Below are 13,590 nucleotides of genomic sequence, written 5' to 3'. Positions count from 1 at the left end.
GATTGCCGTCGGTGGTTTTCACCGCACGGCAGGAAGCGCAAGGGGCGGTTCGGTTTTGGCGACTACCTCGTCAACGCTGACACCGGGTGCGGTCTCGATCAGGTGTAGACCGTCGGCGGCAACGTCGATGACGGCGAGATCGGTGAAGATTCGGTTCACGCAGCGTCTGCCGGTCAGGGGCAACGTGCAACGCTCGACGATCTTCGCGCTGCCGTCCTTGGCGACGTGCTCCATCATCACGAAAACCTTGTCAACGCCGTGCACCAGGTCCATTGCTCCGCCCATGCCCTTGATCATCTTGCCGGGAATCGTCCAATTGGCCAGGTCACCGGTCGCTGACACCTGCATGGCGCCGAGCACGGCGATGTCGAGGTGCCCGCCGCGGATGATCCCGAAGGACGACGACGAGGAGAAGAACGCGGCTCCTGGCAACGTGGTGACGGTCTCCTTGCCGGCGTTGATCAGGTCGGCGTCGAGGTCCTCGCGCCGTGGATACGGCCCCACGCCGAGAATCCCGTTTTCGGAGTGCAGGACGACGGTGATGTCGGTGGGGATGTGGCCCGGGATCAGTGTGGGAAACCCGATACCAAGGTTGACGTATTGCCCGTCGCGCAGTTCGGTGGCGACTCGGGCAGCCAATTCGTCTCTGCTCCAACTCATCTACGCCGCTCTCCCCCGCACGCGGGCGGTACCCCCACCTCATCGCTTCGCGCTGCATCGTCGCCGGCGGTACTCATCTACGTACCGTCTCTTTTTCGATCTGCTTCACCGGATTGGGCACATGCACCACCCGCTGCACGAAGATGCCCGGGGTGTGCACCTGGGCGGGGTCGATCTCGCCCGGTTCCACGAGGTGCTCGACCTGCGCGATAGTGACGCGTCCCGCTACGGCGCAATCAGGGTTGAAGTTCGCGGCCGCGGCGTGGTACACGAGATTGCCGTGTCGGTCACCTTTGACGGCGTGCACCAGCGCGAAGTCGGTTCGGATGGCTCTCTCCAAAACGTAAGTAAGACCGTCGAATTCGCGGGTCTCCTTCGGAGGTGAGGCAACCGCCACCGTACCGTCCGGGTGGTATCGCCAGGCCAGACCGCCCTCGGCCACCTGGGTCCCCACCCCGGCCGGGGTGTAGAAGGCGGGGATGCCGGCTCCGCCGGCGCGCAACCGCTCGGCCAGCGTGCCCTGCGGAGTCAGCTCCAACTCGAGCTCGCCGCCCAGGTATTGCCGGGCGAATTCCTTATTCTCCCCGACATAGGAGTTGATGGTGCGGCGAATCCGCTTGTGCTGCAGCAGCACCCCCAGGCCGATCCCGTCAACGCCCAGGTTGTTCGAGACCGTTTCCAGATCGCCGACTCCCCGCTCCAGCAGCGCCACGATGAGCGCCTGGGGGATACCGCACAATCCGAACCCGCCGACGGCGATGGACGACCCGTCCCGCACGTCGGCAACGGCGTCCGCTGTCGTGGCCACGACCTTGTCCATCGTCACCCGCCTCAGTTTTTGGGCATGCCGAGGATGCGCTCGGCGACGATGTTGCGCTGAATGAACGTTGACCCGCCGGCGATGGCGGTGCCCCGGGCCTGGTACGCGAGCCGTAGCCACCGCTGTTGGGACGTTGATGACGAATTGGTGGAACCCTTCTCGGCCAGCGCGAACTGTCCCCCCATCTCATCGAGCTCCAGACCGAAGTCGGCGATGTCTTCAACCAGCGGGCAGAAGTAGAGCTTGCCTATCGAGGTGACGGGCCCCGGCGGCCCGGCACCGGCGGCACCGGCGATGACCCGCTGTCCGATCAGGTAGTGCACGAAAGCCCGTCCGTACAGATCTGCGATCCGTTGCCGTACCAGGGGATCGGCGCCCAGCGGACTGCAGTCGTCGGCGCTGCGGTCCGCGATCTCACGAACGAGATCGTTGACCGCACCTGTGGTGTTGACCCGGCCGGTGGCGATGGCGACCCGCTCGTAAGCCAGAGTGCCCATCGCCACCCGCCAGCCGCCGTCGACATCACCGAGAACGCAGTCATCGGGGATGAACACCGCATCGAGGAACACCTCGTTGAACTCGGCCTCGCCCAGCATGTGGGCCAGTGGGCGGACTTTCACGCCCGGAGTATCCATCTTCAGCAGGAAATACGTGATGCCGCGATGCCGCGGGCCTCCGCCAGTGCGGGCGAGAAGGATCGCGTGGGCGGCCAATTGGGCGCGGCTGGTCCAGATCTTCTGGCCCTGAATCTGCCACCCCCCGGGCACTTTCGTCGCGGTGGTGCGCAACGAGGCCAGATCGGAACCCGCTTCGGGCTCCGAGAACAGTTGGCACCAGATCTCGTCGCCGGTGAGGATCGGCGGGAGGTAGCGCTGTTGTTGGGCGGGTGTGCCGAACTCGATGATCGTGGGCCCGGCGAAGTCCTCACCAATGATGTTGAGCCGCTCCGGTGCGCCGGAACGGTCCAGCTCTTCGTTGAACACCGCACGCAGCTTGGCATCGGCCCCACCTCCGCCGTACTCCCGCGGCCAGGACAACCCCGCGTATCCGCCGGCGTGGAGCAGTCGCTGCCAGGTGCGCCAGTAGTCGAGCTTGTCCTCGAGGAGTGCGGGCTCGGGTCCACCGAGACGCGGCAACGTGTTCTGCAGCCATGCGCGCGCCTCAGCGCGGAATTGTGCCTCTGCTGCACTGTCTTTGAGTTCCATCAGCGGGTGCCCGCTACCTCTTGCGCGGCGGCTTCGTCGCGGAGGCGCTGTTCGATGTCTTTGCGTAGCTCGTGTTTGAGGACCTTGCCGGTCGCCGTCATGGGCAGTGAGTCCACCACGACCACTCGTTCCGGTGTTTTCTGGATCGGCATGCCGCGTGCCAGCAGGAACTCGCGGACATCGTCGACCGTCGGGGCGTCGTGACCCGGGGCGGCGACCAGATAGCAACACACCTTCTCGCCGAGTCGCTCGTCGGTCATGCCCACGACAGACGAAGAGTGCAGCGACGGGTGGTGCGCCAGATGGTCCTCGATCTCGCGGACGCTGATGTTCATGCCGCCGCGGATGACGATGTCTTTCGTTCGTCCCGTGACCCGCACGTACCCGTCGTCGGTCATCGTTCCCAGGTCGCCGGACCGGGAGAAGCCGCTGTTGGTGAACAGCGCGGCAGTCTCCTCGGGGTTGGCCAGATATTCGATCATGTGGGCAGGGCCGCGATAGGCGATATCGCCCTCGGTGCCGCGGGGAACTTCGTTGCCGTCCGCGCTGACGATCCTGACCTCGGATCCAGGAAGTGCCCTGCCATCGGAAGTGAGGGCGCGCGAGACGTCGTCGGTGACTGAACACGTTGTCGTGACCAGATTTTCGCTGCGTCCGTAAAGGCTCAGCACTTTGACGTCGGGCAGCTTTTCGCAGGTTCGCTCGACGACCGCGGCGGGGATGGGCGCGCCGGCGCACGTCCACATACGCAACGTCGACAGGTCATGGCGTTCCGGGTCGTATTCGGCCAACAGGCCGTGCAGGAAGGTCGGAGCGGTGACCGCCGCGGAGCAGCCGAAGCGGTGGATCTCGTCGATGCCACGAACCGGGTCCCACTTTGCCATGAGGTGTGTCGACGCCCCGGTCAGCATCGGCAGCAACACGCTGGTGACCAGCCCGGTGGTGTGGGCGATGGGTGAGGGGCCGAACTGGACATCGTCGCAGGTGTAGCCGAACGGTTCGATCAGCGCGCGCGAGCCCGCACAATACGTGTTGAAGGTGTGCACGCACCCCTTGGATCGTGAGGTGGTTCCCGAGGTGTACACGATGACGAACGGGTCGTCCGGGCTGGGCGGGCTGCCGAGTTCCTTCTGGGCACTGTCGTCGTCGGTGTCGGCTTCCAGCTGCTCCAGGGTGAACACGCCGGCGTTGGCGCTGACGGCCTGTTCGGCGCCGCCGTCGGGCCGCGCGACGACGACCATCAGATCTGGATGTTCCTGCCGCAGGCCAAGATACATATCCAGATAGTCGAACTTGCCGAAGGATGCCGCAGTGAACACGGCTCGTATCCCGGCATTGGACAAGACGTAGCTGACGTCTTCATGCCGGTAGATGGGCATGATCGGAACCATGATGACGCCCAATCGCGATAGCGCGGTCAGCACCTGGACGAACTCCACCCAGTTGGGCAACTGCACGGCGGCGGTGTCACCGCTTCGCAGGCCGCGGCGGTGTAGCCCGACAGCCAGTCGCTTGCCTGATTCGAAGAGCTCGCGGTACGTCAGCGATCGCGTTCCATCGGTTGCGAAGACCTTGTCGGGGCTTTCGTCGACGCGGCGAGTCAGCAGGTCGTGGAAGGACTCGGTGGACCACAACCCCGAGCGGTAGTAGTGCTCGATCTCGTGAGGGTTGTAGCGGGTGGTGTACGGACTCGGTTTCATCGCGCATGTCCTTGGTTCTCGGGATCCGCCCGCCGGACGGGCGAGGAGCCGCAATCGATCAAACTATATAATGGTCAGACCGAAACGGCAACGATATATTGTGATAGTCGACGGTCAGGCGTTGCGCCACTGCGGGGATCGCTTTTCTTTGAAGGCCAGTACTCCTTCGGCCAGATCCTGAGTGGTGAAAGCCAGGGCGAGTTGGGCCTGCAGGTAGTCCAGCGCCGATTCCAGCGGCAGATCCCGGGTGGCGGCCAGTGCGCGCTTGCCCATGCCGAGCAGCAATGGTGACTTGACGGCGATGTCGGAAACCCATTGGCGCACGGCGTCGTCGAAGTCTGCATCGGGTACCACCTTGTTGACCAACCCGGCGCCGACCGCCTCGCCGGCGCTGATGAGTCGGCCAGTCATCATCAGCTCGTTGGCGATCAGTCGGCCCGTGGCTCGGAAGATCAATGCCGAGATCATGAATGGAAAGGCGCCCACGTTGATCTCGGGGCAGCCGAGCCGGATCGACGATTTAGCTATGACCAGGTCGCAGGCCAATGCGATGCCCAGCGCGCCGGCCAGCACGTCACCGTTGGCGGCACACACCACCGGTTTTTCTATGCCGGTCAGTGTGCGGAATAGAGCCGGAAAGCGTTGTAGTCCGGCATATTTGGCCATCGTCGGGCGATCGTCAGCGAATGCGTCGAGGTTTCCTCCCGAAGAGAAGATCCGCGGGTGCGACGAAGTCAGCACGATGACCCTGACCCGGGGGTCGGACGCGGCGCGCTGCAGCATTATTCCGAGTTGATCGAGCAGCGTGTCCGACAACGCGTTGCGGCGGTCGGGGTCGTTGAGCGTCAGGTAGGCAACCATGGCCGCGCCGTCTTCGGCGGCGCCCTGGACCGCCGTTTCCAGACGGTAGTTGACCAGCTCGGGGGATTGGTTCACGGTCGGCCTCCTAGTCGTGTGTCAGTACGCATTTGCCGAACGCGCGCCCGTGCTCGAGGTACTCGTGGGCCTCGGCGGCCTGGTCGAGGCTGAACGCGCGGTCGATCGTCGGTGCGCGCACCGAGCACCGATCGATCATGTCGAGCAGCCCGGCGAAATCCCTGCCGCTGCCCATGGTGGTGCCGAGTAGATCGAATTGGCCGAAATAGAAGCCGCGGATGTCCATCTGGGCGGTCTGTTCGGCGTTGGCTCCCAAGACCACCAGCCGGCCCCCCGGCCGCAGCGCGCGCACGGATTCACTCCAGCGGCCGACCGGATCGAGGATGAGATCGAATCCCCCGTTCTCGGGTGACATGGAAAGGGCGTGCTCGGGCCACTCCGGCTCGCTGTGCAGCACGCCGCCACGCGCTCCGGCGGAAACGGCCCGCTCGATGGTGATGTCGGACGACGAGGTCACCGTGATGCTCGCGCCGGCGGCGGTTGCCAGCGCGATCGCCATCGTGGCGATCCCGCCGCCGGCACCGATCACCAACATCGATTCACCGGCCCTTAGCCGTCCGCGGACAAACAGAGCACGGTAAGTGGTGAGGCCGACGAGCGGCAGCGCCGCCGCCTCGGCCCAGTTCAGTCCCGCTGGCTTGGGGGCCAGGCACTCGGCGGGCACGCTGACCAGTTCGGCATAGGTGCCGGGGGTGCGGTCGCCCAGAATCTCCCACCCCCTGGCGGGCGCCTCGTTGCGGGCGCCCCAGTTCAGCGAGGGCAGGACCACCACCGGCTCTCCGGTGTCGGTGCGCACTCCGGCTCCGTCGGCGCCGATGACGTGGGGCAGCGGCGAGTGGTAGCGGCCCTGGCGAACCAATACGTCGTGCCAGTTCAGCGCGCTGGCGCGGAGCGCCACCGTCACCCAGCCGGGACGCGGGTCGGGGTTGGGAAATTCACCCGGTTGCAGCACCGCCGCGGTGCCGAACTCATGCATGACGACAGCGTGCACAAGGCCTCCTTCGGTCTGACCATTAGACCATTGCAGCCACGGTGGATACAAGCGATCGGGAGGGCAACGGCCGCACAGACAAACTTCCGGGCGCCCATTGTGGCCTCGGTTACACCTGCGTTATGCTTTGGTTCAATGGTATGACCGTTTATCCGAACGAAGCCGTTCCAGTCAGAGGAGTGACGATGGACTCGCGAACGCTTATATCCGCAATCGCCGAGGACCCGCGGGTGGTTGCGCGCGCCGAGGCTACTGTCGCGGCCGCCGCTGAACACCTCAAAGTATCTGCTCCCGATCTGACGCCGGCTGCGTTCGGACACCAGTTGGACAACCTCCGGCAGGCGCTCGAGCAACGGATCGCGCTGCCCTCCGATCCGACAGACGACTGGGCGAAAACTGCCGAGATCCTGATCTCGATCCTGAAGTTGCAGTGCGAACTTCTCGACAACGATCTGGCTCGCCGGGTCAGATCCATGGCTGAGATTCGTCATGCGCTGGGGTACCTGCGAGGTCTACCGCCACGCCAGATGATCCAAGCCGCGCCGCAGGTGCTGAGTCGGGAGTTGGCATTCGCGCGGGCAATGATCTCGAGCGTGCGCGGTTCGCTGTGGCTGCCCCAGCATGTGCATATCGAAGACCAAGGGTCCGATCGTCATTCACGATCGCTGCGTGAGTACATAAAAGGACGTCACATTCAGTTGGCGGACGCTCCGCTGGAGACCGAACTCGTGCGAAAGCGGTGCGGCGTCTTCGCGCCCTCGCCGGTCAACGACAAACGGGTATTCAGAGAGATCATGGAGGTCTCCGGCTGCTTCGGCTATATCGGCGCTCCGATCACGGTTCAGGGCAGGGCGATCGGGATTCTTCACGTCGACCGTCCAGAGCCCCACGGCATAGTGACGATGGAGCACCTCGAGCAATTGGAGGCCTTCGCCGAGTGTCTGTCGGTGGCTTTTGAAAGTGCAGCACTGGAAGAGAAGTCCGCACAACAGCGCATCGAAGTCGAAAACCTGTGCGGCGACGTGGATGGATTACTCAGTCGCTCGTCGCGATCGGTGTTGTGGTCGCTGCCTGCCGAGGCCGCCGGACGGCGTCACGAGACGAAAACTGTTGTCAGTCAACCCGCAGTGCACGCCCTGACTCAACGCGAGCGGGAGATCATGTCTCATGTGGCGACCGGGGCGACCAACAGCCAGATCGCCCGGTACCTGGTGATCTCCGAAGGGACGGTGAAGTCCCACTTGAAACACATTGCCAAGAAGCTCAATACGTCGAGTCGGGCGGCCGCCGTCGCGACTTATGCGGGTATCGCCGGTGAGGTAGGAGTGGCGCGATGAACGCTCGCGCCATGGTGGCCCGGCTCAACGAACTCGATCAAGAGGTGTGTGACAAATTCGGCGTCGCCCGCTCCGCTGGTGCGACGACTCTCGACGAGGCCATCTCGATGTCGGCCGCCACGACAGAACGATTGGTAGGCAGTGAGCGTGATGCCGTCTCAGCGAGCGCACACCGATCTGTCATAGATTTCCTGCAGGCGCAGGTCGAAGCGCGCCAGATGCGGGACTGTGACCGCGTCGATGTGGTGCGATGGCTGACCGCGGGCGTGCGCCGTATGCGCAAAGCCGGTTCATTGCAGGGGCTGGGCCGCCAAGCCTGTACAGAACTGTGTGACGTGCTCGGCTTCGATACGGCATTGTTGTCGTTTGTCGAAGACGACGGTTTTGTCGTCGAGGAATCCGATCACTGCGTAGGCGGGCCCACCGTGATCGCACGTCGCGATTGCCCAGCCGAACGGTCCTGCATTCGCCTGTGCGACACGGTGCGCACCAACGAAGCTGAGATGCCCGGGGCGCCCGGCTATCGGGAGTTGCTCGGCTCGGCGCGGTATCTCGTCGCTCCCGTCATCGCGAAATCGCGGGTGGTAGCGCTGCTCCACGTCGGTCGTCGCACCGAAGAAGGCGTATCTGCCGAGGACGTCGATCTGCTCGATGCATTTGCCTCCGCCTACTCGTTGCTCCACGAGAGGATGCTGAATACCGAACGGGTGCAGCAGCAGCGGACCACGATCGCCCGTGCAGCGGCACGGCTGACCGAGGAGGCAGACCGTATCGCCGCGGCAGCGATCAGCTTCGACGACGAATACGACACCCGGGTCGAGTCCGCGAACAACGCGGCGGATTCCGCGCTGGCCGCCACCCTGTCGCACCGTGAGCGTGAAGTCTTTGAGCTCTTGGTCCTGGGAGCGTCCAACGCGGAGATCGGCGAGGAACTCGTCATCACCGTCGAAACGGTCAAGACTCATGTCAAACGGATCCTGCGCAAGATCGGCGCTATCAATCGGTCGGAGGCGATCGCACTCTACATGGACGAGGTCAAACCACGGCGGCCACGCGGGTGACTTTGAACGACAACCCTTTTCAACCGTCAGCGTGGGTCCCGGTGGACGGATTCGCCGATCTGACCGATATCACCTATCACCGCCACGTAACGCAGCCGACGGTGCGCGTCGCCTTCAATCGGCCCGAGGTGCGCAACGCCTTTCGGCCGCACACCGTCGACGAGCTCTATCGCGCCATGGATCACGCCCGGATGTCCCCCGAAATCGGAGTCGTGTTGTTGACCGGCAATGGGCCGTCGCCCAAAGACGGTGTGTGGGCCTTCTGCTCAGGTGGCGACCAGCGCATCCGCGGCCGCAGTGGCTACCAGTACGCCGCCGGTGAGACCGCCGAGACCATTGACGTCGCGCGCGCCGGCAGGTTGCACATCCTGGAGGTGCAGCGGCTGATCCGGTTCATGCCGAAGGTGGTGATCTGCCTGGTCAACGGATGGGCAGCGGGTGGCGGGCACAGCCTGCACTCGGTCTGCGACCTCACCCTGGCCAGCCGTGAGCATGCCCGCTTCAAGCAGACGGATGCAGATGTCGGAAGTTTCGACGGCAGCTACGGGAGCGCGTACCTGGCCCGTCAGGTGGGTCAGAAGTTCGCCCGCGAGATCTTCTTCTTGGGCCGGCCGTACACGGCTGAGCAGATGAATCGCATGGGTGCGGTCAACGAGGTGGTCGACCACATCGATCTGGAGACGGTGGCACTGCAGTGGGCGGCCGAGATCAACGCGAAATCCCCTCAGGCGCAGAGGATGCTGAAATACGCGTTCAACCTGCTCGATGACGGGCTGGTGGGTCAGCAACTGTTCGCCGGGGAGGCGACTCGCTTGGCGTACATGACCGATGAGGCGGTAGAGGGCCGCGACGCGTTCCTGGACAAGCGCGCGCCGGACTGGACGCCGTTCCCGCGGTATTTCTAGGTGCCTCAGGCGGCGACTATGCCGCAGAGATGCCTCCGTTGACGCTGATGGCTTGCCCGGTCAGCCGGCCGGCCGCCGGGCTGCACAGAAACACCGTCAGAGCGGCGATGTCGTCGGCGGTCGGCACACCGAGATGTGCCTGCTGAGCTGCTCGGGCGAACAGCTTGCCGCTGAACCCGTCGGAGGTGATGCGTTCGGTCGAGGCGGTGCCGTGCACCAGCGACGGGGTCAACGCATTGGCGCGGATGCCATAACGCTTCTCTTCGATCGCGATTGTTCGGGTGAACATCACGATGGCCGCCTTCGCGGCCCCGATGACCGCTTCGCCCGGCGTGGCGGTCTTGGCCGCATCCGACGCCACGTTGACAATGACGCCGCCGCGGCGATCACGCATGCCCGGTAGCACCGCACTGGCCATATGCATTGATGGCAGCGCCAATTCATTGAGTATGCGCCCGATTTCGGCTGACGGGATGTTGATGAACAGCTCCGGCCGGACGTCGGCGGCGGTGGTGCACATTAGGATGTCGATACCCGAAAGGATATCGTCGGCCTGTGCCGCCACAGCGGCCGCGCCTGCCGGAGAGGTCGCGTCGCCGGCGACGAAGTGAGCTACCGCACCCAGTTCGGCAATCGATTTGGCGGCGAGTTCGCCACGCTCGGCGTTGCGACCCACGACCACGATCCGGGGCACGCCGGCCGCGGCCAGTGCCTGTGCAGAAGCCAGCCCGATCCCGGCGGTGCCCCCGACGATCAGCGCGGTCGATGCGTCAAGGTGCTTGGGTGCCGGCAGTTCGGTGCGGTTATCAGTCATCGATCCGTCCTCACGGTTGTTGAGTCTGCTGTGACGCAGGCGAAGTGGCACTGATGGCGCCGGGCGCGGATATTCGCCGCAGCCACTGCACCAGGTCGTCGATCACCTCTGCCCGGTTGATCTCGTTGAGGATCTCGTGGCGGCCCTCGTCGTAGACGCGAACGGTGACGTCGTCGAGGCCGGCGGCTCGGTAACGATCCACCAGTGCCCACAACAAGGCGAGTTCGCCGTTGACCGGGTCTTTGGATCCGACTGCCACGTACACCGGCAGATCGCGGCGCATGCGTGCCACCTGGTCGGGATCCGCGAGCCGCCGGGCACCGGCAAACATGTCCTTGAGCGACGCGGTGTCGATGCCGAACCCGCACAACGGATCCGCGACATAGGCGTCGACGATCGCCTCGTCACGGGAGAGCCAGTCGAATTCCGTCCGGGCCGGGCGGAAGCCCGCATTGAAGGCCGACAGGTCCAGATCACTCGAAAGGTCCCCCGAAAGATTCAACGCCGGTTCCAGCAGGTCGACGGCCGCCGTTCCGGTGAGAGCGACCCCGTCCACCTGGTGATCGAGCAGAAACTGTTGAGCGGCAAACGAACCCATGCTGTGCGCGAGCATCACGACGGGCAGGTCCGGATGGTCCGACCGTGCCCGGGCGATCACCAGGTTCAAGTCGTCGACCAGCGCGCGCCAACCGTTGGGACCCAGGTGTCCAGGTTCCTGGTCAGGGCCCAGGGAAGTGCCGTGTCCGCGGTGGTCATGCCCGTACACCTCGAAGCCGTGCGAGTTGAGGATCTCGGCGAGATGGTCGTATCGGCGGACGTGTTCACCCATACCGTGGACCAGTGCGACAACGCCGACGCGCGGCCGGTCATCCGGGGCTGCCCAGTAGTAGCCGACGAGTCGGCTACCGTCCGCGGAACGGAAGGGCAGCGCGATGGGATCCATCACCGGAGCGCGTCCGGCAGTCGGCGCCAGGGCTCGAAAGGCACAGTGCAACATTAAAATGGTCAGACCGAATTCGTCAAGACACCGGCTTGAGTAAATGGTCTGACCATTATAGCGTGATGGACAGGGGTCGGTGGGTGCTCCCGGCGCGGTCACTGATTGCGCGCAGCCGATCCGGAGGAGTCGCGAAATGGTTGACACCACAACGGCGCTCCGTGCGCTCGACGATCTGCGGCACCGCCCGGATCCCGGCAAGCGGATGCGCGACAGTCTGTTCTGGGAAGTGGTCGTGCCGGAAGAAGAGCTGGGTGTGCAGGTGTACCTCTACATGACCGATCGCGGCCGCGTGGGGTACAACGTCGTCGTGTGGGGTGCCGGGCCTGATCCTTTAGCGCTGCACCTGAACTCGGGACGCATCGCTGACGACGTCGACCTGGACCGATTTGAATTCGACGGTTTGTCGTTGCGGCAGCCGAAGCCGCTGCAGTCGTGCGGCCTGAGTTATCACCGTGACGATGTCGCGATCGAGTATGAATTCGACGGGCTGCACGACGCGTTCAGCTATCGCGTGAATCCAGACGGCCTGCCGGCATGGTTTGCCGAGAACCGGATGGAGCAGACCGGATTGGTGCAGGGTTATGTGCGCGTCGGTGATCGCCGCATCGAACTGAACGGACCGGGGCACCGGGACCACTCGTGGGGGGTCCGGGATTGGGGGGCTCCACAGCACTGGAAGTGGTTTGTCGCGTACACCCCGAACGGAGTGGCTGTCAACGGATGGATCTGGATAGCCAAGGGGGAATGGGGCTTCGGTGGGTATGTTGCGCGCGATGGGGTGACGGTTGCCGTCCGCAGCATCGATCATCGCGCCGAGTATGACAGCCAGATGCGCCAACAGCGTCTTTCGGCCACCTTGATCGATGTCGCCGGTGGCAGCACCAACGTCGAACTCGAGGCGTTCGGGGTCGTGGAGTTACCAAGCCATGACCCGATGGCCACGGTCATCCGGGAGGCCGCGTGCCGGGCGACGATCGACGGCGAACAGGGCGCGGGCCAGTTCGAAACACATTGGGTGGGTTCATACCTGGAGCATCTGGTGCAGTCCGGGAGTTTCCGGTGACATGGGAATGGTCGCCGGATGAACTTTCACGGCTGGGCAAGTTCCTGGCCGAACGGGCCGGGTGCGGTCCCCGGGTGAACGCCCGGGCGGTCGGCGACGGTCATTCCAACCTGACCTATGTGGTGTCGGACGGCGACCGAACGGTGGTGGTCCGTCGCCCGCCGCCCCCTCCGGTGCCTGTCGGCGCCCATGACGTCGTGCGAGAGGTTCGGCTGCTGACGGCGCTGGCCGCCACTCCGGTGCCGGTGCCGCGGGTTCTCGCGGTAGCCGAGCCGGGACAGATCGTGGACGTGCCACTCGTCGTCACCGAGTTCATCGATGCCGTGGTGATCACCGAGTCGACGCCAGAACCGCTGAACTACCCGGCCGCCAGGGGCCAGATCGCTGAATCGGTGATCGACGCACTGGCAGATTTGCACGCCGTCGACTGGGCCGGGATCGGCCTGGGCGACTTCGGTAAACCCCAAGGCTTCAATTCCCGGCACTTGCGCCGGGTCCGCGCACTCATCGAGCGCGATGGCCGACTTCCCGATGGTTTTGCGCGGTTGGCCGACTGGCTGGTGCACCACACGCCGGCGGAATCAGGGGCGGCTATCGTCCACAACGATTTTCGGTTGGGCAACATGATGATCCGCCCGACACCGCCGGGGCGGGTGGCGGCGGTGCTGGATTGGGAGTTGGCGACGATCGGGGACCCGCTGTTCGACCTGGGCTACTTCCTGTCGTCCTATCCGGCCCCCGGTGAGGCGCTCACGCCTACGGCCGGCATGGGTGTCGCAGTTCTGGAAGAGGGTTATCCCAGCCGCGTCGAGTTGCTCGCCCGCTACAGCGAGCGGACCGGAACTCTTCCGAGAAACATCGAATGGTATTCGGCCATGGCGCAATTCAAATTGGCGGCGCTCTACGAGTATGGGCGCCGCCGCGCCGAAACGCCCTCCGGAGATCCATACTTCGCCGACCCCGCGCTGGTGGCTGCATTTCTGCGGGCGGGAGAGACCTGTGCCGGGCTCAGCGCACATCCTCAACCGGCGTGAGGAACCGGCGCCACCAACAGCGTGTTGGCGATGCGGTTTGACCGTTCGTTCAGCTGGGCGTAGG

13 protein-coding genes are annotated in these 13,590 nt (G+C 64.6%); 5 read left to right on the top strand and 8 right to left on the bottom strand.

The window, feature by feature from the left end:
- Positions 1–18 precede the first annotated feature (18 nt).
- The 6 genes from QXK92_RS21005 to QXK92_RS20980 all read right to left on the bottom strand — a co-directional run bounded on the left by QXK92_RS21005 (position 19) and on the right by QXK92_RS20980 (position 6,312).
- Positions 19–660: a 3-oxoacid CoA-transferase subunit B gene (locus QXK92_RS21005; protein WP_306244867.1), complete on the bottom strand. Its 642-nt coding sequence runs from the start codon at positions 658–660 to the stop codon at positions 19–21.
- A gap of 73 nt (positions 661–733) precedes the next feature.
- Positions 734–1,480: a CoA transferase subunit A gene (locus QXK92_RS21000; RefSeq protein ID WP_306246383.1), complete on the bottom strand. Its 747-nt coding sequence runs from the start codon at positions 1,478–1,480 to the stop codon at positions 734–736.
- 11 nt (positions 1,481–1,491) lie between these two features.
- Complete coding sequence (locus QXK92_RS20995) at positions 1,492–2,685, bottom strand: acyl-CoA dehydrogenase family protein (protein WP_306244865.1); 1,194 nt, start codon at positions 2,683–2,685, stop codon at positions 1,492–1,494.
- A complete protein-coding gene (locus tag QXK92_RS20990) occupies positions 2,685–4,385 on the bottom strand; it encodes an AMP-binding protein (RefSeq protein ID WP_306244863.1) in 1,701 nt (566 codons plus the stop codon). Before QXK92_RS20990 ends, QXK92_RS20995 begins: the two co-directional genes overlap by 1 nt.
- Before the next feature lie 114 nt (positions 4,386–4,499).
- The gene (locus QXK92_RS20985; RefSeq protein ID WP_306246381.1) at positions 4,500–5,246 is read right to left on the bottom strand and encodes an enoyl-CoA hydratase/isomerase family protein; all 747 of its coding nucleotides are present in this window, start codon (positions 5,244–5,246) and stop codon (positions 4,500–4,502) included.
- An 85-nt stretch (positions 5,247–5,331) separates the two neighbouring features.
- On the bottom strand, positions 5,332–6,312 hold the full coding sequence (locus tag QXK92_RS20980; RefSeq protein WP_306244861.1) for a zinc-binding dehydrogenase: 981 nt from the start codon (positions 6,310–6,312) through the stop codon (positions 5,332–5,334).
- 185 nt (positions 6,313–6,497) lie between these two features.
- On the opposite strand from QXK92_RS20980, the gene QXK92_RS20975 reads away from it, so the two are divergent.
- Genes QXK92_RS20975 through QXK92_RS20965 form a run of 3 tightly spaced genes read left to right on the top strand, consistent with a single transcriptional unit; the run spans position 6,498 to position 9,615 of the window.
- The gene (locus QXK92_RS20975) at positions 6,498–7,649 is read left to right on the top strand and encodes a LuxR C-terminal-related transcriptional regulator (RefSeq protein WP_306244860.1); all 1,152 of its coding nucleotides are present in this window, start codon (positions 6,498–6,500) and stop codon (positions 7,647–7,649) included.
- A complete protein-coding gene (locus QXK92_RS20970) occupies positions 7,646–8,710 on the top strand; it encodes a LuxR C-terminal-related transcriptional regulator (RefSeq protein ID WP_306244858.1) in 1,065 nt (354 codons plus the stop codon). The genes QXK92_RS20975 and QXK92_RS20970 overlap by 4 nt, the downstream gene beginning before the upstream one ends.
- Before the next feature lie 2 nt (positions 8,711–8,712).
- Positions 8,713–9,615: a 1,4-dihydroxy-2-naphthoyl-CoA synthase gene (locus tag QXK92_RS20965; RefSeq protein ID WP_306246379.1), complete on the top strand. Its 903-nt coding sequence runs from the start codon at positions 8,713–8,715 to the stop codon at positions 9,613–9,615.
- Between the two features lie 16 nt (positions 9,616–9,631).
- Here QXK92_RS20965 and QXK92_RS20960 read toward each other — a convergent pair whose 3' ends face one another.
- Positions 9,632–10,429: an SDR family NAD(P)-dependent oxidoreductase gene (locus QXK92_RS20960; protein ID WP_306244856.1), complete on the bottom strand. Its 798-nt coding sequence runs from the start codon at positions 10,427–10,429 to the stop codon at positions 9,632–9,634.
- Between the two features lie 10 nt (positions 10,430–10,439).
- The gene (locus QXK92_RS20955) at positions 10,440–11,372 is read right to left on the bottom strand and encodes an alpha/beta fold hydrolase (protein WP_306244855.1); all 933 of its coding nucleotides are present in this window, start codon (positions 11,370–11,372) and stop codon (positions 10,440–10,442) included.
- A gap of 190 nt (positions 11,373–11,562) precedes the next feature.
- Between QXK92_RS20955 and QXK92_RS20950 the strand changes: the two genes are divergently transcribed.
- Both QXK92_RS20950 and QXK92_RS20945 read left to right on the top strand, forming a co-directional pair.
- Complete coding sequence (locus QXK92_RS20950) at positions 11,563–12,492, top strand: hypothetical protein (protein WP_306244854.1); 930 nt, start codon at positions 11,563–11,565, stop codon at positions 12,490–12,492.
- A complete protein-coding gene (locus QXK92_RS20945) occupies positions 12,489–13,526 on the top strand; it encodes a phosphotransferase family protein (protein ID WP_306244852.1) in 1,038 nt (345 codons plus the stop codon). Before QXK92_RS20950 ends, QXK92_RS20945 begins: the two co-directional genes overlap by 4 nt.
- Positions 13,527–13,590: the final 64 nt, after the last annotated feature.

It is taken from the genome of Mycobacterium sp. TY815 (genome assembly GCF_030755135.1).
In the GTDB taxonomy this organism is placed as follows: Bacteria; Actinomycetota; Actinomycetes; order Mycobacteriales; family Mycobacteriaceae; genus Mycobacterium.
The sequence above is the reverse complement of the archived record's forward strand: the minus strand, read 5'-3'. Positions and strand labels throughout refer to the sequence as shown.